Raw genomic sequence first — 21170 nt, 5'->3', positions numbered from 1 at the left:
CGTCCTGCCGCTTCTCCGGCAGTCAGCGCATGGCAGCGACTTCGTCCGCCGTCACCAGACCCTCGCCGTTCCGGTCGATCCGGTCAAAGGCGAGCCCATAACGGCCCGCAGCCTTCACCTTCTGGGCCTGCGCTCGGCCGGCCTCCGCAAGTTGATCGATGAAGACCCTGAACTCGACCGGTGTCAGGGCACCGTCCCCGGTTTTATCGGCTCGGGCAAAGGCATCCTGCTGTCCCTGCACCGGCCCTGCCAGCAGCGCCGCCGCCAAAATAAGTGTCCACCTGAATTTCATGCACTCCCCCTCTTCGACAACTCCGGGACAACTATCTCCCGAAACGCCGTCCAAGAAAAGATCCGTCAGCTCGTTCCTCGCAAAGGGCTTGGCGACGGCGCAGCAGGGGGCATCTCTGAGGTTCCGAACGACAGTGGCTGGAGGTGGATGAGCCGCGGTTGGGCGACGGCTTCGAACGCCGAGCACCGGCCGATATAGATGAGGGTGGTATCAGCCATGCGCGACAGAACTTGCGCCAGCTCGTGCTGGGTCTCCTCTTCCAGCCCTTCCAGGATGTCGTCGAGCACAAGCCAGTCGGGCTCGATCAGCAGTGCGTTGGCGATCCGCAGCCGGATCTGGTCGTCCTCGGCGAGCTTTCGATCCCAACGCTCCAGAAGATCGAGCGCAGCAGCAAGGGGCGAAAGCCTTACCTCTTCAAGCACGGCCAGAAGCCGGTCTTCCTGAAAAGCTCCCGGATCGAAGGGGTAGGCCAGCGCCTCTCTCAGGCTGGCATGAGGGAAATAGCCCTTCTGCGGCATGAACAGCATTCTCCCATCGGTCGGCGTTGCGATCTCTCCGCTTCCCCATTCCCAGGCTCCCGCCAGCGCCTGGAACAGGAAGTGGCGGTCAGCTCCTGCCTCGCCGTTGATCATCAGCCGCTCACCGCGCCGGAAGATCTCATCGGTGTCCAGCCGCAGTCCGTGATTGCGCGATGAGCCGCCCTGCGCCGCATAGAGCTTCAGCCCCCTGAGCGCGATCGTTCCATCGCCGGTCGTCGAATAGCGGATGCCTTCCCGCTGCGGCTCCTTCTCCGGGGCGGTGAGGGCGTTTCGGAAGGTCGAGACCCGCATCAACGTCGCCTTCCAGTCGGCGATCTGGCGGAAATTGTCGACGTACCAGCGCAGGGCCGCATTGACCTGGTTGAAGGCGCCGACGGCCATCATCAGTCCCCCGAAAGTCAGGTTGCCGGCAAAATAGACCGGCGCCGCGATGAGAATAGGGGCAACGGTCGATAGCCAGCCGAAGCCTGCGGAGACCCAGGTGAGGTGCGTATACCCAACGGCCAGGCGGCGGATAACATGGAGGACCGTGCTGATTGCGCCATGGATGCGCTTGCGTTCGTTCTCCTCTCCCCTCGCCAGAGTGATGGCCACCAGGTTCTCGTTGGTGCGCATCAGGGCGAAACGCAGCTCCGCCTCCTTGGCATAGCGGTCGGCATTCAGAGCGGGAAGCCGGCGTCCGACAACGTTACTGAGCAGGGACGCCAGGCCGGCATAGAGCAAGGCCGCCCAGACCATGTATCCGGGTATGGCCACTTCTTCGCCGCCAAGGCGGAAGCGGAAGGTGTCGGAAATCACCCACAACACGCCGACAAAGCTGGCCAGCAGGATGGTAGAGTTGACCAGGCCGATCGCCAGCGATGTCGTCAACTCCGAGAGGTTGCGCGCGTCCTCGTGCAGGCGTTGGTCCGGATTGACACCGATGGCGCCGAGATGGGCCAGCTTGAGCGCGCGTCTGGGTTTGAGCCAGAGGTTGATCAGGTCGCGGGTCAGTCCCTCGCGCATGAACAGGGCCGTGATCTGGTTGAGCCAAGCCTGGACGACGTTGAGCACAAGAAGCGAGCCTGCGAGAACCGCGAAAACCTGCAGCTGCTGGACGAAGACGTCCAGGTCACGGCGTTCCAGGGCATTGAAGAAGGGGACGTTCCATTGGTTCAGGCGGTATTGCGCGTAGACCGTGGCAAGAATGACAGCGAGCAGCGCCACCGTATAGGTCAGGACGCGGTTTCGCACGCCGGATTGCCAGAAGGCGCCCAGCATCATGGCCATCTGCCGGGAGAAGGGGAGGGAAAACTCGCGAACCTCCTCGTTGGAGGCCCATATGGTGTCCTGATGCATCTCCCGATAAACCCCGACGGACTGGCCAACTGCGCATCATCTTGATATCCCACCACTGCTCAAGAAACGATGAAGCAGATCAAAGTCGCATCGCCCCGACTGTGCGCCGACCTGCTCCAACCGTGCCAACTTGTCCCGACCAATGCGGAGGCGATCAGGATCGACAGCATGCCGAAGAAGCAGAAACGTTTGAAGGATCGTGAGCGGCCGTCAAAAGAGGCTGAGCTGTCGCGGCTGGCAAAGCTGGAGAAGGCGTGGATCAAAGCGAGCACCGGAGAGCGGCTGCTGTTTCTGCAGACGGTTGCGGCCCAGGACGTCGAGGTATGGTCCGCCATCAATCCCGACAGGCAGCAGCTGATCGCCGACGGCCGCTATCTGTTTCCGTCGACGGTAACGCGGATCGAGCGGATCATGACGAAGCGGAGCGTTCGGCCCGACGGGGTTGCGTCCGAGATCGGGTATCCAGGTGAGGGAAAAGCACTGGTTCGGGCGCTGGCAAAGGGCGCAAGCCTGCGCCTGTCGATGGTGAAGGCGCTTGATGCGTGGCTTAAAAGGCAGGAGCGCGGCGACCAGTAACGTCGCCTCGAGTGAGCAATGGGCACAGTTGCATCCCTATTACATCTTGTTGCGCTTTCGCCTGCATTCCGTCTTTCATCTTGAAATCCTTGGCAGGAGAAACAGATAGATCACCGTTGTCTGCTTGTCAGGGAACGCGACGGGTGAGTGTCGATTGGTTGAAAGCAAAGAGGCCGCAGCATCATGAAAGTTCTGGTCCTGGAAGACGACGTGCTTCTAGCTATGGACGTTGAAGATCACCTGACTGAGCAGGGCGTGGGCGTGGTTGGGCCATACGGCCGGATACCCCAGGCCCTTGAGGCTGTGGAGCGCGTGCACCTGGATGGCGCCATTCTGGATCTGAACCTGAACGGTGAACTGTCCTTTCCAGTGATTGAGGCGCTGAAGGCCAAAGGCGTTCCGCTCATCGTATGCAGCGGTTACGCCGAACTACCGGAGCTGAAGTCGAAGCTTGCCGGCTTGCCTCTTCTTCCCAAGCCCTGGAACCCTCAGAAGCTCGCTAACCTGATGGACGAGCATTTTCCCGTAAAGCCGGAGCAGGGTGCTCGCAACGCGTAGCCTGGGGCGTTAATCGGCGGCTGCGAGTGGAAAGCTGATGTCGCAGAGCAGTCCCGTAGGATTGTAGCGGAGCGTCACGTCGCCTTCCAGCTCATAGCGGATACTGCGATCTATGAGCGTCGCGCCGAAGCCATGGCTTTCGGGCACGCGCACAGCGGGGCCATCAACTTCCTGCCAGCGTATAGCCACCCTATTTGCGGCACTCCGGTCCCAAGAGATCTTCACCACACCATGATCGTTTGAAAGCGCTCCATGCTTCACGGCGTTGGTGGCAAGCTCGTTGAGGACCATGCTCAGCGCAAGCGCTGCCTTGGGCGATAGCAGCGTGAGTGCCCCCGGCTCCAGTATAATGCGCGTGCCGTTACGATCCTGAGGTGCGATCGTTCGCTTGACCACTTGAAGGAGCTCCGCCTCACTCCAGTTCGTTTCAAACAGAAGAGCGTGAGCATCGGCCATTGCCCGCAATCTTCCCAGCAGGTTGTCGACATAGTCATCGACAGTGTCGCTGGTCTTGACGGTCCTGCGCACCAGCGACATGACCACCGCCATCGTGTTCTTGACCCGGTGACTTAGTTCCCGGACCAGGAGCTCCTTCTGGCTTTCAGCCCTTTGGCGCTCCACCCTTTCACGAGCCTCCGCCAGAGCGCGCTCGACTGCCGCCGGCAGTCGGATCAGCCGTTGCTTCAGCACGTAGTCCGTCGCCCCGCACCGAAACGAGTCAATCGCTACTTCTTCTCCCAGGACACCGGAGACGAAGATGAAGGGCACGTGTGGGACGGCCTCCCGGGCCATCTCCAGCGCGCTCATCCCGTCGAAGTCCGGCAGCGAGAAATCCGACAGAATGACATCGAAGTCAGCTGCCGCGAGTGCCTCTGCGTATTCTCGCCGATTCGTCGCATGATGAAGCACGGGCTGGGGGCTGATCGTCTCCAGCTGCTCACGGATCAACTCCGCGTCAAGACTACTGTCCTCAAGCATGAGGATGCGCGGTGGGCGCGGGGCCCTAGCTTGCGGCATTGTGCCGATATCCAGGTGGGGGTTCGTTCAAGAGCGCCCAGAAGACGCCAAGATCTTGAATCGCCTTGAAGAATTCGTTGAATTCGACAGGCTTGACGACAAAGGCGTTGACCCCGAGCTCGTAGCTACGCACGAGATCCTGTTCCTCGCGGGAGGAAGTCAACATGACGATCGGGATATGACGCAGCTTGGGGTCCTGCTTTACGCGCTCAAGGACCTCCAGGCCGTCGACCTTTGGAAGCTTCAGGTCCAGCAGGACTACGGTCGGGTCGCCCGCGTCCCGTTCGGCGTACTGGCCGGTCGAGAAGAGATAGTCCACTGCCTCTGCGCCGTCGCGTGCAATGACGATGTCATTGGCAAGCTGACATTTCTCCAAAGCGGCCAGCGTCAGTTCCAGATCGCGGGGACTATCCTCCACGAGCAATATCGGTCGCAGTTCAGGCAAGCGCGCGGCCTTTCTTCTCAGCTGTTGGCAGGGCGAAGGTAAAGGTTGCGCCCCTACCTTTTTCGCCGGTTGCCTTTACGGTTCCGTTGTGGCGTTCAACGATACGGCGAACGAGCGCAAGACCAATTCCTGTTCCGTCAAAGTCTTCGGCGCGCTGCAAACGCTGGAACACCCCAAAAAGTTTCGCTACGTAGGCCATATCGAAGCCGACGCCATTGTCCGAGATCGAATAGACGGTCAAGTCGTCCGCTGTCGAACCTTCAAGAGAAATGATCGCCGGCTCCCGATCACGCGTGTATTTCACGGCATTGTCGATCAGATTGTACCAGACTTGGCGCAGCAGTGTGGCGTCGCCCCAGGCGACAGGAAGGCGGTTTAGCTTCCATTCCACCTGTCGATCCGGCCGGCTCAGCATGACGCTCTTGATGACCTCCTCGACGAGCTTGTTCATATCGACCTTCTTCGCCGCTAACGATGCTCGTCCAAGCTGCGAGAAGTTCAAGAGATCGTCCACGAGGCGGCCCGCGGCCAACGCGGATTCCGAAATATTTCGCAGGTAATGCTGAGATTTAGCGTCGAGCGCAGTTTCTCGCTCCCGCAGCAGTTGTGCAAATCCAACAATATGGCGGAAGGGCGCACGCAGGTCGTGCGATACCGAATAGGAGAAGGCCTCCAGTTCCTTATTCGATCGGCGGAGCTCATTTGTCAGCTCGGCCAGTTCCTCCGCCTTGCGCAGGACAATGCCGACGATGGCAAGACGCAGATCGCGCGCTGCAGAGAGCTCAGATTCGGTCCATGGTATCGCCTGCTCATGAACCTGTTCACGCCAGGCCTCAAACGAGTTGCGCGGGTGAATTCGCCCTTCTTCCATTACGAGTTTATGCGGATTGCCGCCCCATTTCACCGTACTGACCAGTTCCTGTCGGAACCAGATGAGCCAGCTTGGGTAAAGCTCGGAAATGCGCACCGCCAAGACACCGCTTGCACATGCGGAGAATGCTGATGCCTGTGGCATTTCCGTCGCGAGGGAATGGCTGGCGTAGAGGTCAGCATCGCCTCGTTCTTTCTCGAGCCATTTGACGATGGTTCGGACGTGATCCTCGCCCGGACACTTGCCGACGGTCAGATAGTCGGTTTCCGTAATGATGGCCGCGCCATCGGCACGAACCTGAGCCAGCAGGTCGTCTCCTGCGCGTATCAGCTCCTCCGGCCAGCTTGTGCCGGACGACATCGAGGTGAGAAGGCGTGATGTAATCCGCCCGAGTTGAACGCGGCTGGCGGAGGCCACTTCACGCTGCTGTGCCGCGATGCGCATGGCAAGCGACTGGACGATGAGGTCGCAGATATCGCGCGTGACAATACTCACGTAGTGCGGCGCGGCGCTATGGCACGAAACCAGCCCCCAGAGCCGCCCTTCGATCATGATCGACACGGACATCGACGCGGCTGTCCCCATGTTGCGCATGTACTCAAGGTGGACGGGCGACACGCTGCGAAGCTGGGCAAAGCTCAAGTCCAGCGGCGCCTGTGTCTGAGGGTCGGCGGCTGGCACGATCGGAACAGCGTCATAAGTGGCATTGGGAATGATGCGGACCCGGTTGGTCGCATAAAGCGCCCGTGCCTGTGCCGGGATGTCGGAGGCTGGGAAGCGCAGATCGAGGTAGGAGGGCAAAGCGCCATTGCCGGCTTCCGCAACCACCTGCCCATTCCAATCCTCATCGAACCGATAGACGAGTGCGCGATCAAATCCGGTCAGCTTCTGGAGGAACCGGGCAGTCGCCTGCAGGGAAGATTCGATATCCACCTGATTCGTCAACGTCTGCACGAAGCTGCGAAGACTTGTGAATGTCTCCGATGCGCTTTGTGGCTCCTCCCGTTCGACTTCGACAATGATGGAGCGGTCTGAGCGATGAGCGACGGCGGTGAGACAATGCTCAGCTATCGAGATCTGAAGGGTCGGTTCCGGAGTCGGATGCCACCGGGAAATGGAATCAACCAAGCTGGCAAGGGCACCCCGCGGGCGTGCGCCGACCATGACGTCATCGCCGAGATGATCGCTTGTGTTGGTGCTTGCCTGAACGACGACCAAGTCCGTGGCACGCATCACGAAGAGCGCGCCATGTGGCTGGATCGCGCCCGGGATGTGGATCGGCTCGCGTTCACAGGCTTCAAGATCCGGTGTGGCGATATCTACGATTACTGTTCCTCCGCCCACCTTCCGATGGGTCGAACGTGTGTTGCGACAAAGGCGCCGGGTATCAGTCGCCAACGAGCGGGCCGCAGGATAACCATCGGACACACGATGTAAACACGCCTTCGGCTGCTCCGACTGGGTAGCTTAGCGCTCAGGCGAACTTCTGGGTGATGAAAAAGCCCATGACAGCTGCAAAGGACGTCAAGATTGTCCCCCAGGACATGTCAACAACCGTCATGATGATCGGCCAATTCTTCAGAGTCGCGAGATTGGTCATGTCATAAGTGCCGTACGCGATAAACCCGAGGATCGCGCCGGCGATCGCGGCTTGGCTCCAGCCACCGCCATTGAGGGCCGGCATCACTGCGAAATACACAACGCCCGCCACGTAGACGAGATAGAAGACTGCCGCCGCTACGAAATTCGGCTGATCCAGCATCATATTGCCGATCCAGCCGCGATAATAGGTTGTCGCTACCTTTCCGAGCCACAGGGCATCGATTCCGAGGAACACGATGGCGGTGGACACATATGCTACCACGGGCGTCAGCATTGTTGTTTCCTCATCGACAATCGGTCAGATCTTTAGAATCGGCTGGATCATGCGGACAATCCAACTCGTGAACCTCAGTGGCGCTTCGGTGACTGCCAGGCAAATGCAGTCTTCGCCTTCAGACGCGGTCGGCGTGTGCAGAAGATCGTCATCCGCTTCTTCTATGTCCCCACGCGCAAAGACGGTTTCTCCGTCACGAAAGCTGCCCGACAAAACCAGCGTCAGCTCGCGCCCGCTGTGCGTGTGCTCCGGCACGGGCTTGCCGGCGGGAATTCTCAAAAGACGGACTTGCGTCGAGGGGTCCTCGGTCGCAATTCGAATGTGATAGGCGCCGCGGCCCAATGCGCGCCACTTAAGACCCTCGACGTCGCTTCCCAAATAGGAGCGAAGTGGTTCAGGAATGACGGCAGCTGGCCGGCGTTCGCTCCGTGGCTGAGGCTTGCTTTCAAGCGGGGGTGCATTACCGACCTCAATACGGGCCCGCATCCGTTGCCACGACTCATCGTCTGAAACCGGCTCGACTGAGATCTTGTCGAGAAGAGCTCCGGCTGCGCCCTCCATCGCGTCAAGCTGGCGACGGCAGGCAGGGCACAAAGCCAGATGCGTGGCAACTGCAAGGCTCCAACCCTCCGACAGGGTGCCGGCTGCATAATCCAGCAACAGCTCGTCGCTGATGTGGTGATGAACACTCATCGCCGACCCTCCAAGGCATCGCGCAGCTTGGAAAACGCCAGCCGTATACGGGATTTCACCGTTCCGAGCGGCAGTCCCATCTGTTCGGCAATCGCGGAATGCGGCTTGTCTTCAAAGAAGGCCATCTTCAGCACATCCTGCTGCTCCGGTGGCAGTGTCGCCAGCGCGTTTTGAAGCAGCTTGGCTTCTTGCGTCTTTTCCAGTTCCCAGTCGGCCTGAGGTGCTTCCTCGGGCATCAATGCCTGGTCGTCAAGATCGAGAGCCGGGCGTTTGCGGCGATAGGCGTCTATGCGAATATTTCTTGCGATCGTGAAGATCCAGGCCGACGCATTACCGCGATCCGGATCGAACTGAGCCGCCTTGGTCCAAACCGAAGTCATCGTTTCCTGCATCAGTTCTTCTGCCGCCTGCCTGTCTTTCGTCTTCATCGCCATGAAAGCGCGAACCTTTGGCGCATAGAACCGGAACAAGGCTTCAAACGCTTTGACATTGCGGTGTTCTCCCACAGTCACGAGCAGGCGCGCCAACTCCGCGGGATCAACATCGCCGCCCTTGAGCTTGGGGGAATTGGATTGCGTCATGCCGATGTCACGCCTTAGGGATCGCCGCCGAAAGATGGCGAGCGTCTCGTTCTGGCATGTCTCCGACCCAATGTGAATGCTCAAGCTCATGGTCGCCTTTACGGCAGCCTTTCTGCTCCGGATCATTGGAAATTGTCTGCCGCAGAAAAAAATGCTCTCAGCAATCCGGCTACGCAGTGTAGCCGTAGATCGCAACACGACAGCAGAGAATTTGCGGGACATGGGGCAGAACAGCTTGGCCGACACGGCAGGAAAGCGCATCGCGGTTATCGGGGCTGGTATCAGCGGGCTTTCCGCCGCATGGCTGATGGCAAAGAGCCATGACGTCACTCTCTATGAAGCTGCAGGCCGACTGGGGGGGCACGCCAATACGGTGACGGTGCCCGCCGGGGAGGGCACGGTCAGCGTCGATACCGGCTTCATAGTCTACAACGAGCTCAACTATCCCAATCTTGTGGCGCTCTTCCAGCACCTGAATGTGCCGACAGCCGCTTCAGACATGTCGTTTGCCGCTTCGCTCGACGGCGGTGCCTTCGAATATTCGGGTACCGGCATCAGTGGCCTTCTCGGCCAGCGTAGCAATGTGGCCCGACCGCGGTTCTGGCGCATGATGTCGGACATCCTGAGTTTCTACAAAAAATCCCCGGAACTGCTCGCCGATCCGGCATTGGACGGCATCTCCCTCGGGGACTTTCTCGATCGTGGCGGCTATTCTCAGGCGTTTGTCAGCGATCATCTTCTTCCGATGGGAGCTGCAATCTGGTCGACCTCTTCCGGAGAGATGCGATCCTATCCGCTCAAGGCCTTCCTTCGCTTTTTCCTCAATCATGGACTGACCTCGGTGTCGGGAAGACCGAAATGGCGGACGGTCCAGGGGGGGAGCCGAGAATACGTGAAACGCCTCGAGAATGATTATGCAGGCACCATCCGGTTTAACAGCGCAGTCGTGGAATTGAAGCGCGACGGTGACCAGGTGGTCGTCGTCGATGCCGTTGGCGGCAACGAGCGGTTCGACGATGTGGTCGTTGCCACCCATGCGGACGACGCCCTTGCCATGCTGGTCGATGCTGACGATCTCGAGCGGCAGACCCTGGGGGCATTCCGCTATACGTCCAATACGGCTGTCCTGCACAGTGACCCGCGCCTGATGCCGAAGCGCCGGGCTGTCTGGTCGAGCTGGAACTACATCAGCGACAGAAAGGGGTCCGACAGCCTTCTCTGCGTGACCTACTGGATGAACCGGCTCCAGAATATCGATCCGCAGTATCCGCTGTTCGTGACGCTCAACCCTTGTCGTCAGATCCATCCGGATGCCATTCTCGGGACGTTCGACTATTCTCATCCACTTTTCGACGAGGCTGCGCTGCAGGCCCAGAGGCAGATCTGGGATCTTCAGGGTCGGCGGAATATCTGGTTCTGCGGCGCCCATTTTGGAAGCGGCTTCCACGAAGACGGGTTGCAGGCGGGCCTCGCCGTGGCGGAAGCGCTGACCGGGACACGCCGCCCGTGGCAGGTCGCCAATCAATCGGGCCGCATCTTCGCCCCGACCATGCTCGAGGCCGCCGAATGACGGAAGCTTCGGCGTTCTACCGGGGGGATGTCGTGCATCGGCGGCTCCGGCCGGCGTCGCACAAGATGCGATACCGGGTGTTTTCACTGTTGCTGGATCTCGATGAGCTCGAAGGACTGGACCGCCGACTTAGGCTGTTTGGTCACAACCGCGCAGCTGCCGTCAGCTTCCGGGATGCCGACCACGGAACCGGAGAGACGGGAACGCTTCGCAAATGGGTGGAAGATCACCTGGAGAGTGCCGGGGTCGGATGCGACGACATCCGTATCCGCATCCTTTGCTATCCGCGCATCTTCGGCTACGTTTTCAATCCGATTACCGTCTACTTCTGTGAAACGGGCCATGGGCGTCTGCTCGCAGTCCTTTACGAGGTCTGCAACACCTTCCACGAGCGCCATACCTATGTCATCCCCGTTCGCGATGGTGGGCAGCGCACGGTGAGGCATTCCTGCCAGAAGGAGATGTATGTCTCCCCTTTCGTTCCCATGGACTGCACCTATCACTTTCGCATCGGCCGCCCGGCAGAGGCCGTGATGATCGCGATCAACGAGAGCGACGAGGCAGGCCCGCTCCTCTACGCCAGCTTCGTCGGTGTACGCCGTCCCCTGACAGACTCGACGCTGCTGAAGGCGCTGGTCGCACTGCCGCTGATGACGCTCAAGATCATGGCTGGCATCCATTGGGAGGCGCTGAAGCTCTGGCTCAAGGGTGTGCCCGTCCACCGGCACAAGCCGAGCCTGCAGCGCAGGGCAAGTTCACTTGTTCCGGTCAATGAGTAAGCAGATGAGTCACGTTCCCGAAAGCCGCGTTTCCTTTGCCTCGAGATCAATGCCCATGTGGCAGAAGTCCCTTTGCCGCTGGGCAGAACGAATTGCCGTCGGGCACCTGACGGTGCGTTTTCCCGACGGGCAGGAGCGGCGCTTCTTCGGTGACGAGCGCGGCCCGACAGCGACGATCCAGTTGAACAATGCAAAGCCGGTGCGGCGGCTGCTCAGCGGTGGTGCGCTCGGGTTCTCGCGGGCCTACCTGGACGGCGATTGGGAGACGCCCGACCTGGGTGCGGTTCTGGAGCTGGTGGTTGCCAATGACCATGTCTGGCGGCCGGTCACGCTGGCGGGCCCGCTCAGGGCTGCCGTCGCCTTCCTCCAGCACCGGCTGCGCCGCAATTCGCGCGCCGGCAGCCGCCGCAACATCGCCTTCCACTACGACCTCGGCAATGAATTCTACCGGTTGTGGCTGGATGAGACCATGACCTATTCGTCGGCAATCTATACCCAGCCCGACATGACGCTTGCGGATGCGCAGCGGGAAAAATACCGGCGGATCCTGAGGGCCCTCAATATCGGGCCTGAGGATCATGTCCTGGAAATCGGCTGCGGCTGGGGCGGATTTGCCGAAATCGCCATCCAGGAGACCGGCTGCCGGGTCACCGGCCTCACGCTGTCGCGCGAGCAGGCAGCTTTTGCACGGGCGCGGCTGCAGCGGGAGGGGCTAGCCGACCGAGCCGATATCCGGCTGCAGGATTACCGCGACTGCGGCGGTTCGTTCGACAAGATCGTCTCGATCGAAATGTTCGAGGCCGTGGGCGAAGAAAACTGGCCTACCTATTTCGAGCGGGTGCGTGCGCTGCTGGCGCTAGGCGGCGAAGCTCTGGTCCAGACGATCACGATCGCCGAGGATCGCTTTGCGAGCTATCGGCGCAATGCCGACTTCATCCAGACCTACATCTTTCCGGGCGGCATGCTGCCATCGGTCACCGCCTTCTATGAACAGGCGACGGCGGCCAGGCTCTCTGTTCAAGACGAGTTTCGATTCGGAGAGGATTACGCCCGGACGCTTCTGGCATGGGACCGTGATTTCCGCGTCAACTGGCCTTCGATCGCCAAGTTCGGGTTCGATCAGCGGTTCTTCCGGATGTGGCATTACTACCTGCACTACTGTGCGGTGGGTTTCCGCACCGGCCGGATCGACGTGGTGCAGTTCAAGCTTTCGAAGCTCTGAACCTAAACGATCAGCGGCGCAGCATCTTGCGCGTGATCATGAACAGCAGCGGTCGCGGCAGGGCGTTCAGGAACTTGATGGCGACGGCCATCTTCCAGGGGAAGATAATCTCGAAGCGGCCGCTCTTAAGACCGTTCACAATCGATTCTGCCGCTTCGTCGACGCCGATCAGGAACGGCATCGGGAAATCGTTCTTCTGGGTCAGTGGCGTCTCGACAAAACCGGGGTTGACGACGGTCAAGCGCACACCTTCCTTCTCAAGCTCCGGGTATAGGCCCTCGCAGAGATTGATCAGGGCTGCCTTCGTCGCTCCATAGAAGGAGCCTCCCGGCAGTCCGACATATCCGGCCACGGAGGCGACGACCGCGATATGTCCGGCGCGGCGCGCGATCATTTTCGGGATGATAGCATCAAGGCAGTATCCGGTGCCGATGACGTTGAGGCTCATGACCTCGGCAAGGTCCTTGCCGTTGAAGCGGGTGGCGCTGTCGCGTTTGTAGCTGCCGGCGGAGAAAAGGGCGAGGTCGAGCGGCCCGAGCTTGTTTTCGATCTCGGCCGTTGTCGCGGCCACGGCATCCTGCTGTGTCACGTCGAGTGGAAAGGAATGAATAAGGCCCGGCCGAAGTGCCTCCAGTTCAGCAAGCTTGTCGGTGCTGCGGGCACTTGCGGCTACCCGCCATCCCTCGTCGGCCAGTCTGAGAGCAACAGCCCGGCCGATACCAGAGCTTGCGCCCGTGATCCAAGCGATCTTGCTTGTGCTGGAGGGAGAGGTGTCTGGGGAAGCCATGCTTATGTCTCCGGTCGTCATACGTTCACTTACGCAGCGATCACGGAGATGGTTCTGTCAGCTCATGTTTTTCGCGAGATCGGCTCTGAAGGAGATGCTCTCAGTCGTGGCGCGTCGGCTTGACGTCATCGCGTACGGCCTCGTCATGATACCAGCAACTGTCGAAGGCGAGGTCCGAAAACCTCGTCGCGTCATTGCCTTGCTCGCTCAGGGGGGTGCGCTTTGCCACCCGATTGATCGGGAACTGATAGATCTTCGCTGTTACACGCTCGAAACCTGCAGTCATGGCGCTGTTCCTCGTGGCGGTCCTGACATCAGTCCATTAGCACATATTTTGCGCAATTGCACTCATATTCATCATGAGCTGCAATGATCGGCATCAGTCGCCGTTTCTGTTGTCCACTTCGTCCAACGGGCGCGATGGCTGACAGTTCCATGGCCAAGCACTCGCCCACGATAACGAGACGAGAAGAATCAGGGAAAATCGTCAAATGTGTTGTGCTTCAGTGCCTCCTAACATGCCGCATTTTTGACCTGTCAGTCATTTGGTCGCGAATTGGCACGCCGTATGCATCATCTCGTTCATCCGGCGACTGCCAAGCCCTTCGAGAGTTCTCGGAAAGCGGGTGGCGCCACGAACGCAGCATGGTTTGAGAGAGAGTAAGATGACCAAATACAAGCTCGAATACATTTGGCTTGACGGCTACACCCCGGTCGCCAACCTGCGCGGCAAGACGCAGGTCAAGGAGTTCGACACGTTTCCGACGCTCGAGCAGCTGCCGCTCTGGGGCTTCGACGGCTCCTCGACGATGCAGGCCGAAGGTCACTCGTCGGACTGCGTGCTGAAGCCGGTTGCGATCTATCCCGATCCTGCTCGCACCAACGGTGCGCTGGTGATGTGCGAAGTCATGATGCCGGATGGCGTCACGCCGCACGCCTCCAACAGCCGCGCCACCATTCTGGACGACGAAGACGCCTGGTTCGGCTTCGAGCAGGAATACTTCTTCTACGAAAACGGCCGTCCGCTCGGCTTCCCGGAGCAGGGCTATCCCGCTCCGCAGGGTCCTTACTACACCGGCGTCGGCTACAAGAACGTCGGCTCGATCGCCCGCGAAATCGTCGAAGAGCACCTCGACCTCTGCCTCGAGGCCGGCATCAACCACGAAGGCATCAACGCCGAAGTGGCCAAGGGCCAATGGGAATTCCAGGTGTTCGGCAAGGGCTCCAAGCGCGCCGCCGACCAGATCTGGATCGCCCGCTACCTGCTGCTGCGTCTCTGCGAGAAGTACGGCATCGACGTCGAATTCCATTGCAAGCCGCTCGGCGACACCGACTGGAACGGCTCGGGCATGCACTGCAACTTCTCCACGAAGTTCATGCGCGAAATCGGCGGCAAGGACTACTTCGAGGCCCTGATGGCTGCCTTCGGCAAGAACTGGCAGGATCACATCGACGTCTACGGCCCGGACAACCACCTGCGCCTGACCGGCAAGCACGAGACGGCGCCGTGGAACAAGTTCTCCTACGGCATTGCCGACCGCGGCGCGTCGATCCGCGTTCCGCACTCCTTCGTCAACAATGGCTACAAGGGCTATCTCGAGGATCGCCGCCCCAACAGCCAAGGCTGCCCCTACCAGATCGCGTCCGTCGTCCTGAAGACGATCGCCGAAGTGCCGACGGCCGACTACGCCCGCAGCGCCGCCTGATAAATGAGATGGCGCCGGAAAATTCTGGCGCCATCTTTCTGCCCGGCCGGGTCCCGGTCCGCAGCGGCCCTTCGTGCCGACAAGCCGCGAAGACGCCAATTTCTCCCCAAAAGTCTGGACATCGCCAGCACGCCGCACGTATGGCTGGACCTATCGCGATGACATCCACGGGAGACCCAATCCATGACCAATCCGCTCTTCAGCCTCGCCGGCCGCACCGCCCTCGTCACAGGCTCCTCGCGTGGGCTTGGCCTCGCGATCGCCAGGGGTCTTGCCGAAGCGGGCGCCGCGATCGTGCTGAACGGCGTGAATGCGGAGCGGCTGGAAGAAACTGCTGCAGCGCTCAGGGCTGAAGGGTTCTCCGTCAGCAGTGCCGCCTTCGACGTGACCGACGAGGCGGCCGTCGTTGCCACCTTCGAGCGCTTCGATGCGGAGGGCGTGGCGATCGACATTCTCGTCAACAACGCCGGGATCCAGTACCGCAAGCCGATCGTCGAACTGGACCTCGCCAACTGGAGCCGCGTCATCGACACCAATCTGACCAGTGCCTTCCTGGTCTCGCGCGAGGCGGCCAAGCGCATGCTGCCGCGCAAGCACGGGAAGGTCGTCAACATCGGGTCACTGATGAGCGGTCTCGGCCGCGCGACGGTTGCGCCCTATACGGCGGCCAAGGGCGGCATCAAGACGCTGACGCAGGCGATGGCCGCGGAATGGGCCGAGCACGGCATCCAGGCGAATGCCATCGGACCCGGCTACATGCTCACCGACATGAACCAGGCGCTGATCGACAATCCGGAGTTCGACAGCTGGGTAAAGGGCCGGACGCCATCGCGGCGGTGGGGCCGGCCGGACGAACTGATCGGCGCCGCCGTCTTCCTCGCCTCGGATGCGTCCAACTACGTCAACGGCCAGATCATCTATGTCGACGGCGGCATGAGCGCGGTGATCTAAGTCGGCCATCTGCAACAAAAAAGGGGACCGTATCGGCCCCCTTTTTTTGTTCAGTGGTTGTGGCGTGGCGGCGACTTGGTGGCGATCTGGCGGAAGTCTGCCGCGCCCTCCAGGACGGCGCCGTCCGACAGCTGCGTTACCGATTGACGGTAGATCCGCTGCCAGGGCGTGGCGTCCGCGGGCACCGGCGGTATGCCGTCGGCGCGGCGTCGCTCGATCTCCTCGGGCTCCACTAGCATGTCGCAGCGGCCCTCGTTGAGGTCGATGCGGATGATGTCGCCCGTCCGCAGCCAAGCAAGCCCGCCACCGGCGGCGCTTTCTGGCGAAGCATTGAGGATCGACGGGCTGTCGGCGGTCCCCGACTGGCGGCCGTCGCCAATCGTCGGCAGGCTCATGATGCCGCGCTTCAGCAGGTGATCCGGTGGCTGCATGTTGACGACCTCGGCCGAACCCGGCCAGCCGAGCGGCCCGGCGCCGCGGATCACCAGGATGGTGTCCTCGTCGATGTCGAGAGCCGGATCGTTGATGCGGTGATGGTAGTCTTCCGAGCCGTCGAAGACGACGGCCTTGCCGTCGAAGATGCCTTCGCGGCCCGGCTCCTGAAGATAGCGGCCGCGGAAGGCCTCCGAGATCACGCTGGTCTTCATGATGGCGAAGTCGAAGAGATTTCCCTTCAGCACCAGGAAGCCGGCCTTGTCTCGCAAGGGCTGGTCGAACGGGAAGATGACCTCGCGGTCCGTCGCTTCGCGCCCCACGAGATTTTCCGCCATGGATTTGCCCGTGACGGTGCGGCAGCTGCCATCCAGCTTGCCGGCCTGCAGCAGCTCGCACATGATGGCCGGCGTGCCGCCGGCACGGTGATAACGTTCGCCGAGATATTTGCCGGCCGGCTGGACATTGGCGAGCAGCGGGATGTCAAAGCCGTGAACCTGCCAGTCCTCCGGATAGAGCTCGACGCCAGCATGCTTTGCCATGGCGGCGAGATGCGGCTGGGCATTGGTGGAGCCGCCGATCGCCGAGTTGACGCGGATGGCGTTCAGGAAGGCGGCACGGTCGAGAATGTCGGAGGGTTTGAGGTCTTCCCAGACGATCTCGACGGCCCGCTTGCCGGTGCGATAGGCCATCTGGCCGCGCTCGCGGTAGGGGGCAGGGATGGCTCCGCATCCGGTGAGCGACATACCGAGCGCTTCCGCCAGGGCGTTCATGGTCGAAGCGGTGCCCATGGTGTTGCAGTGGCCGACGGAGGGGGCGGAATCGAGTGCCGCCTGAAGGAATTCCTCGCGGTCGATCTCGCCGGCTGCGAACTTGCGCCGCATCCGCCAGATCACCGTACCCGACCCCGCGAGATCACCTTCGTGCCAGCCGTCGAGCATGGGGCCGCCGGACAGGACGATCGCCGGGATGTCGACCGTGGAGGCTGCCATCAGGGCAGAGGGTGTCGTCTTGTCGCAGCCCGTCGTCAACACGACGCCATCGAGCGGGTAGCCGTAGAGCACTTCGACGAGGCTCAGGTAGGCGAGGTTACGGTCGAGCGCCGCTGTCGGCCGCTTGCAGTTCTCGAACATCGGATGGGTCGGGAATTCGATCGGAATGCCGCCGGCGTCGCGAATGCCGTCCCGGACGCGTTTGACGAGTTCGACGTGCACCCGGTTGCAGGGCGTCAGGTCGCTGCCGCTCTGGGCGATCCCGATGATCGGCTTGCCGGAGCGCAGTTCCTCCGGAGTCACGCCGTAGTTCATGAAGCGCTCCAGATAGAGCGCCGTCATGTCGATGTGGTCGGGATTGTCGAACCAGTCCTGCGACCGCAGGCGGCGTGTCGGTGTCTTCTCAGCACTCATGATGTCTTGCCTGTCCTCGGGTTGAGCTTTTCCAGGTGCAGCAGAAGGCCGCTGTGGTCCCTCTCGCCGCCGCCCTGGTCCACGAAATCGCGAAATTCCTGACGGACCTCTCGGGTCAGCGGCAGCGTCAGCGACAGTTCCTCCGCCATGGCCATCACGGCGTCAAGGTCCTTCAGCTGGTTGGCGGAGGCGCCGCCCGGCACGAAATTGCGCTCGACCATGCGGGCACCGTGCAGATCCAGGATGCGGCTTTCGGCAAAGCCGCCGCGGATGGCGTCCCGGAAGGCGGCGCGCGATGCGCCACCGGCCTCCACGAGGATCATGGCTTCGGCGACCGCGCCGATGGTGACGGCGACGATCTGCTGGTTGGCGAGCTTGCAGATCTGCCCGGCACCGCTTGGCCCCACGTGGGTGACGCGACCCAGGGCGGCGAAAACGTCCTTCAGTTCGTCAACGTCGGCCGCGTCGCCGCCTGCCATGATCGCCAGCGTGCCGGCAGAAGCGCCGGCCGTGCCGCCGGAGACGGGCGCATCCAGATTGCGGATGCCGCGGTCGGCAAGTTTCGCAGCATTCTCGCGGGCGATCGGTGGCGCGATCGAGCTGCAGTCCACGACGATGGTGCCTTTCGCCATGGCATCGGCGACGCCCTTGTCGAAGAGGACATCGGCGACAGCTGCGCCATTGGTCAGCATGGTGAAGACGACATCTGCACCGGCTACGGCCTCGACCGGCGATTGCGCCTGGCTTGCGCCGTCGATGACAAGCGGTGCGGCCTTTGCCGGATCACGGTTCCAGACCGTCACCGGGTAGCCGGCCTTCAGCAGACAGCGCACCATGGGCGCGCCCATCAGTCCGGTGCCGAGGAAGGCGATCTGCTTCTTCTGCGGGTTACTCATGCAAGCTTGCCTCCGAGCTCGTCGTCGATGTGGACGCGAATGATCTCATCGAACGATGTTTCGGCCGTGAAGCCAAGCTCCGTTGCGCGCTTTGCCTCAAATCCGGGTGCCCAGCCGGCGACCATCTTCATGATCATTTCATCCGGCTCGCGGCGGATGAGGGCGACGGCCTTGTCCCCGGCGACGCGGCGCAAGGCCTCGATCTGTTCTCCGACGGTGGCGCTGAGGCCCGGCATCGACAGGTTGCGGCGAGGGCCGACCTTGTCGACGTCGATCGTTGCACCGTGAAGCAGGAAGCCGACGGCCGAACGCGGCGAGGTGTGCCAGTGGCGGACGTCATCGGAAACAGGCAGCACCGCTTCCTGGCCGACCAGCGGCTCGCGCAGGATATTGGAGAAGAAGCCAGAGGCTGCCTTGTTCGGCTTGCCGGGGCGGATGCAGATGGTCGGCAGGCGAATGCCGATGCCTTCGAAGAATCCGCGGCGGCTGTAATCGGAGAGAAGAAGTTCGCAGATCGCCTTCTGGGTGCCGTAGCTCGTCAGCGGTGTCAGGTGGAAATCGTCCGGGATCGGGAAGGGCAGTGGCGCGCCAACTACGGCGATCGAGGACGTGAAGACGACGCGCGGCTTGTAGCCGTCCTCGTTGTGGGCAAGGCGGATCGCATCGAAGAGATAGCGGGTTCCGTCGAGGTTGATGCGGTAGCCCTTGTCGAAGTCGAGCTCTGCTTCGCCCGACACGATGGCGGCCAGGTGGAAGATCACGTCGGGACGGCCCGCCACCAGCACCTCAGCCTCGCCGGGTGCGGACAGGTCACTCTCGCGGAGATCGACCTTGCCGGAGAAGCCGACAGGTGCGTCTGGCTTGATGACATCCACCAGCGTCAGCTTCTCAAGTGGCTTGCCGTCGAGGGCCATGTCGGCAACGAGGCGCTGGGTGAGTTTGCGGCCGACCATGCCTGCCGCGCCGATGATCAGGATATGCATGAGAGAGCTCCTCCACTGAAACTGCCAGCGGCGATCGAGCCGCTGAGGCAGGAAAAATCCATCTTGTAAGGTTGTCTGATAACTTTATATGGTCGCCTTGCAAATAGTTATTTCAGCACCCGCAGGTGATGCCCGAGAGTGATCCGGGCACCCCGCTGATGCAAGAGAAGGGCCTTGGGCATGACATCCGAAGTAAGTGCATCGGTCGGCGAATGGCGCACGGCTTTGCGGGCGAAACTGGGCGACGACCTGGTGCTGAGCGAGCCCGAAGCGATGATCCCCTATTGCCGCGACTGGCACGGCGACGTGACGAGCGAGGCGGTTGCGGTCCTGCGGCCCCGCTCGACCGAACAGGTGGCGGAGGCTGTCAGGCTGTGCCGCGAACTCGGCCTGTCGATCGTGCCGCAGGGTGGCAACACCGGTCTCGTGCTGGGAGGGATTCCTGACGCCGGCCAGAACCAGGTGGTTCTCAGCCTGGAGCGGATGAACAGGATCCGACAGATCGACGCCGATGATTTTTCCGCCGTTGTCGAGGCGGGGTGCATTCTGTCCGAACTCAAGGATGCGGTTGCCGAAAAGGGCATGTTCTTCCCGCTGGCGCTCGGTGCGCAGGGGACGTGCCGGATTGGCGGCAATGTGTCCACCAACGCCGGCGGCATCAACGTGCTGCGGTACGGCATGACGCGCGAATTGATCTTCGGGCTGGAGGTGGTGCTGCCGGACGGCAGCATCTTCGAAGGCCTGTCGACCTTGCGCAAGGACAATCGCGGCATTGACCTCAAGCAGTTGTTCATCGGCGCCGAGGGAACCCTTGGCATCATCACCGCCGTCTCCGTTAAGCTGACGCCCTATCCGGACCAGGTCGCGACCGCGCTCCTGGGGCTGGCCTCGCTCGAGGATGCGATCACGCTCTTCCGCAGGGCGCGCCGCGACTGCTGCGACCTGATGTCTGCCTTCGAGTTCATGCCGCCGCTCGCCTTCACGCTGGCCAAGGAAGCCATGCCGGACCTGCCGATCCCGATTTCGGCGGAGTATCCGGCCTATGTGCTGATGGAGATCTCCGGGTCGGGGCTCGTCGACATCGACGACCTGATGGGTCGTTTCCTGGAAGCAGTGATGGAGGAGGGCATGGTCGTCGACGGGACCATTGCTGCTTCCCAGGCGCAGGCCCGGAACCTCTGGCTGATCCGGGAGGGGATGAACGAGGGGCAGGCCAAGCGCGGCATGCATCTGAGAACCGACGTTTCGGTACGATTGTCGCAACTGGCGGCCTTCGTCGCCGATGCCGAGCGCGCGGTCGCTGATGCCGTTGCCGGCGTCACCTGTGTTTCCTACGGGCATGTCGGCGACGGCAATGTTCATCTCAACGTGCTGCCGGCCGCCGGTGCGACGCCGGAGCAGCAGCTCGAACAGATGTATAAGGCGAAGGGCGCGATCAACGCGGTTCTCGATCGCTATCAGGGAAGCATCAGCGCCGAGCACGGCATCGGTCGCCTGAAGCGGCAAGATTTCGAGGCGCGACTGTCGCCGGTGCGGCGTCAGCTGTTGACGGCTGTCAAACAGGCCATCGATCCGGATTTCATGATGAATCCGGGCTGCCAATTGAATTTCAACCAGAACTCATAGAAGAAGGAAGGGAAGCCAGGGAGGGC

21 protein-coding genes are annotated in these 21170 nt (G+C 61.5%); 8 read left to right on the top strand and 13 right to left on the bottom strand.

Annotated features, from left to right (window positions below; genetic code table 11):
* Positions 1–22: 22 nt before the first annotated feature.
* Both M1E10_RS05460 and M1E10_RS05455 read right to left on the bottom strand, forming a co-directional pair.
* A complete protein-coding gene (locus tag M1E10_RS05460) occupies positions 23–292 on the bottom strand; it encodes an EF-hand domain-containing protein (protein WP_499175377.1) in 270 nt (89 codons plus the stop codon).
* A 65-nt stretch (positions 293–357) separates the two neighbouring features.
* The gene (locus M1E10_RS05455; RefSeq protein ID WP_499175376.1) at positions 358–2169 is read right to left on the bottom strand and encodes an ABC transporter ATP-binding protein/permease; all 1812 of its coding nucleotides are present in this window, start codon (positions 2167–2169) and stop codon (positions 358–360) included.
* A gap of 168 nt (positions 2170–2337) precedes the next feature.
* Here M1E10_RS05455 and M1E10_RS05450 point away from each other — a divergent pair, with 168 nt between their 5' ends.
* Together M1E10_RS05450 and M1E10_RS05445 are read left to right on the top strand one after the other, a co-directional pair.
* Positions 2338–2745, top strand: coding sequence for a hypothetical protein (locus M1E10_RS05450; RefSeq protein ID WP_499175375.1), 408 nt, complete (start codon positions 2338–2340; stop codon positions 2743–2745).
* Between the two features lie 183 nt (positions 2746–2928).
* Positions 2929–3303 (top strand): response regulator, encoded by a 375-nt coding sequence (locus M1E10_RS05445; protein WP_499175374.1) that lies wholly within the window; start codon positions 2929–2931, stop codon positions 3301–3303.
* A 9-nt stretch (positions 3304–3312) separates the two neighbouring features.
* Here M1E10_RS05445 and M1E10_RS05440 read toward each other — a convergent pair whose 3' ends face one another.
* The 6 genes from M1E10_RS05440 to M1E10_RS05415 form a co-directional block, all read right to left on the bottom strand.
* Entirely contained in the window at positions 3313–4320 is a 1008-nt protein-coding gene (locus M1E10_RS05440; protein ID WP_499175373.1) for a sensor histidine kinase, read from the bottom strand.
* The gene (locus M1E10_RS05435) at positions 4307–4765 is read right to left on the bottom strand and encodes a response regulator (RefSeq protein WP_499175372.1); all 459 of its coding nucleotides are present in this window, start codon (positions 4763–4765) and stop codon (positions 4307–4309) included. The genes M1E10_RS05440 and M1E10_RS05435 overlap by 14 nt, the downstream gene beginning before the upstream one ends.
* The gene (locus tag M1E10_RS05430; RefSeq protein WP_499175371.1) at positions 4758–7034 is read right to left on the bottom strand and encodes an ATP-binding protein; all 2277 of its coding nucleotides are present in this window, start codon (positions 7032–7034) and stop codon (positions 4758–4760) included. Before M1E10_RS05430 ends, M1E10_RS05435 begins: the two co-directional genes overlap by 8 nt.
* A gap of 76 nt (positions 7035–7110) precedes the next feature.
* A complete protein-coding gene (locus tag M1E10_RS05425; RefSeq protein WP_499175370.1) occupies positions 7111–7512 on the bottom strand; it encodes a DUF2177 family protein in 402 nt (133 codons plus the stop codon).
* A gap of 24 nt (positions 7513–7536) precedes the next feature.
* Positions 7537–8205 (bottom strand): cupin domain-containing protein, encoded by a 669-nt coding sequence (locus tag M1E10_RS05420; RefSeq protein WP_499175369.1) that lies wholly within the window; start codon positions 8203–8205, stop codon positions 7537–7539.
* Positions 8202–8786 (bottom strand): sigma-70 family RNA polymerase sigma factor, encoded by a 585-nt coding sequence (locus tag M1E10_RS05415; protein ID WP_499175368.1) that lies wholly within the window; start codon positions 8784–8786, stop codon positions 8202–8204. The genes M1E10_RS05420 and M1E10_RS05415 overlap by 4 nt, the downstream gene beginning before the upstream one ends.
* Before the next feature lie 220 nt (positions 8787–9006).
* On the opposite strand from M1E10_RS05415, the gene M1E10_RS05410 reads away from it, so the two are divergent.
* From M1E10_RS05410 to M1E10_RS05400, 3 genes are read left to right on the top strand one after another with little or no spacing between them, the layout of a single operon-like run.
* Complete coding sequence (locus tag M1E10_RS05410) at positions 9007–10356, top strand: NAD(P)/FAD-dependent oxidoreductase (protein WP_499175367.1); 1350 nt, start codon at positions 9007–9009, stop codon at positions 10354–10356.
* Positions 10353–11135, top strand: a complete 783-nt coding sequence (locus M1E10_RS05405; RefSeq protein WP_499175366.1) for a DUF1365 domain-containing protein — start codon at positions 10353–10355, stop codon at positions 11133–11135. Before M1E10_RS05410 ends, M1E10_RS05405 begins: the two co-directional genes overlap by 4 nt.
* Positions 11136–11139: 4 nt before the next feature.
* Positions 11140–12357, top strand: coding sequence for a class I SAM-dependent methyltransferase (locus M1E10_RS05400; RefSeq protein ID WP_499175365.1), 1218 nt, complete (start codon positions 11140–11142; stop codon positions 12355–12357).
* Between the two features lie 10 nt (positions 12358–12367).
* Here the strand turns inward: M1E10_RS05400 and M1E10_RS05395 are convergent, their stop codons facing one another.
* Both M1E10_RS05395 and M1E10_RS05390 read right to left on the bottom strand, forming a co-directional pair.
* Complete coding sequence (locus M1E10_RS05395) at positions 12368–13144, bottom strand: SDR family NAD(P)-dependent oxidoreductase (RefSeq protein WP_499175364.1); 777 nt, start codon at positions 13142–13144, stop codon at positions 12368–12370.
* A 100-nt stretch (positions 13145–13244) separates the two neighbouring features.
* On the bottom strand, positions 13245–13430 hold the full coding sequence (locus tag M1E10_RS05390) for a DUF2735 domain-containing protein (RefSeq protein WP_499175363.1): 186 nt from the start codon (positions 13428–13430) through the stop codon (positions 13245–13247).
* A gap of 379 nt (positions 13431–13809) precedes the next feature.
* Between M1E10_RS05390 and M1E10_RS05385 the strand changes: the two genes are divergently transcribed.
* The gene (locus M1E10_RS05385; RefSeq protein WP_499175362.1) at positions 13810–14850 is read left to right on the top strand and encodes a glutamine synthetase beta-grasp domain-containing protein; all 1041 of its coding nucleotides are present in this window, start codon (positions 13810–13812) and stop codon (positions 14848–14850) included.
* A 183-nt stretch (positions 14851–15033) separates the two neighbouring features.
* Positions 15034–15801 carry an SDR family oxidoreductase gene (locus M1E10_RS05380; protein WP_499175361.1) on the top strand — a complete coding sequence of 256 codons (768 nt, stop codon included), beginning with the start codon at positions 15034–15036 and terminating at the stop codon, positions 15799–15801.
* Between the two features lie 50 nt (positions 15802–15851).
* On the opposite strand, the gene M1E10_RS05375 is transcribed toward M1E10_RS05380, so the two are convergent.
* From M1E10_RS05375 to denD, 3 genes are read right to left on the bottom strand one after another with little or no spacing between them, the layout of a single operon-like run.
* Entirely contained in the window at positions 15852–17639 is a 1788-nt protein-coding gene (locus tag M1E10_RS05375) for an IlvD/Edd family dehydratase (RefSeq protein ID WP_499175360.1), read from the bottom strand.
* The gene (locus M1E10_RS05370) at positions 17636–18535 is read right to left on the bottom strand and encodes an NAD(P)-dependent oxidoreductase (protein ID WP_499175359.1); all 900 of its coding nucleotides are present in this window, start codon (positions 18533–18535) and stop codon (positions 17636–17638) included. The genes M1E10_RS05375 and M1E10_RS05370 overlap by 4 nt, the downstream gene beginning before the upstream one ends.
* Entirely contained in the window at positions 18532–19518 is a 987-nt protein-coding gene (denD, locus tag M1E10_RS05365) for an SDR family oxidoreductase (RefSeq protein WP_499175358.1), read from the bottom strand. The genes M1E10_RS05370 and denD overlap by 4 nt, the downstream gene beginning before the upstream one ends.
* A 180-nt stretch (positions 19519–19698) precedes the next feature.
* Here denD and M1E10_RS05360 point away from each other — a divergent pair, with 180 nt between their 5' ends.
* Positions 19699–21144, top strand: a complete 1446-nt coding sequence (locus M1E10_RS05360; RefSeq protein ID WP_499175357.1) for an FAD-binding oxidoreductase — start codon at positions 19699–19701, stop codon at positions 21142–21144.
* The last annotated feature ends 26 nt before the right edge of the window (positions 21145–21170 follow it).

This window comes from Rhizobium sp. PK7-22 (genome assembly GCF_056530405.1).
Note: the sequence above shows the minus strand (reverse complement) of the source record. Positions and strands in the feature narration are given on the sequence as shown.

Bases quoted from the DNA above. Each gene is read 5' to 3' on its own strand.
- M1E10_RS05460 (WP_499175377.1), bottom strand. From the start codon at position 292: ATGAAATTCAGGTGGACACTTATTTTGGCGGCGGCGCTGCTGGCAGGG.
- M1E10_RS05455 (WP_499175376.1), bottom strand. From the start codon at position 2,169: ATGCATCAGGACACCATATGGGCCTCCAACGAGGAGGTTCGCGAGTTT.
- M1E10_RS05450 (WP_499175375.1), top strand. From the start codon at position 2,338: ATGCCGAAGAAGCAGAAACGTTTGAAGGATCGTGAGCGGCCGTCAAAA.
- M1E10_RS05445 (WP_499175374.1), top strand. From the start codon at position 2,929: ATGAAAGTTCTGGTCCTGGAAGACGACGTGCTTCTAGCTATGGACGTT.
- M1E10_RS05440 (WP_499175373.1), bottom strand. From the start codon at position 4,320: ATGCCGCAAGCTAGGGCCCCGCGCCCACCGCGCATCCTCATGCTTGAG.
- M1E10_RS05425 (WP_499175370.1), bottom strand. From the start codon at position 7,512: ATGCTGACGCCCGTGGTAGCATATGTGTCCACCGCCATCGTGTTCCTC.
- M1E10_RS05420 (WP_499175369.1), bottom strand. From the start codon at position 8,205: ATGAGTGTTCATCACCACATCAGCGACGAGCTGTTGCTGGATTATGCA.
- M1E10_RS05415 (WP_499175368.1), bottom strand. From the start codon at position 8,786: ATGACGCAATCCAATTCCCCCAAGCTCAAGGGCGGCGATGTTGATCCC.
- M1E10_RS05410 (WP_499175367.1), top strand. From the start codon at position 9,007: ATGGGGCAGAACAGCTTGGCCGACACGGCAGGAAAGCGCATCGCGGTT.
- M1E10_RS05405 (WP_499175366.1), top strand. From the start codon at position 10,353: ATGACGGAAGCTTCGGCGTTCTACCGGGGGGATGTCGTGCATCGGCGG.
- M1E10_RS05400 (WP_499175365.1), top strand. From the start codon at position 11,140: ATGAGTCACGTTCCCGAAAGCCGCGTTTCCTTTGCCTCGAGATCAATG.
- M1E10_RS05395 (WP_499175364.1), bottom strand. From the start codon at position 13,144: ATGGCTTCCCCAGACACCTCTCCCTCCAGCACAAGCAAGATCGCTTGG.
- M1E10_RS05390 (WP_499175363.1), bottom strand. From the start codon at position 13,430: ATGACTGCAGGTTTCGAGCGTGTAACAGCGAAGATCTATCAGTTCCCG.
- M1E10_RS05385 (WP_499175362.1), top strand. From the start codon at position 13,810: ATGACCAAATACAAGCTCGAATACATTTGGCTTGACGGCTACACCCCG.
- M1E10_RS05380 (WP_499175361.1), top strand. From the start codon at position 15,034: ATGACCAATCCGCTCTTCAGCCTCGCCGGCCGCACCGCCCTCGTCACA.
- M1E10_RS05375 (WP_499175360.1), bottom strand. From the start codon at position 17,639: ATGAGTGCTGAGAAGACACCGACACGCCGCCTGCGGTCGCAGGACTGG.
- M1E10_RS05370 (WP_499175359.1), bottom strand. From the start codon at position 18,535: ATGAGTAACCCGCAGAAGAAGCAGATCGCCTTCCTCGGCACCGGACTG.
- denD (WP_499175358.1), bottom strand. From the start codon at position 19,518: ATGCATATCCTGATCATCGGCGCGGCAGGCATGGTCGGCCGCAAACTC.
- M1E10_RS05360 (WP_499175357.1), top strand. From the start codon at position 19,699: ATGACATCCGAAGTAAGTGCATCGGTCGGCGAATGGCGCACGGCTTTG.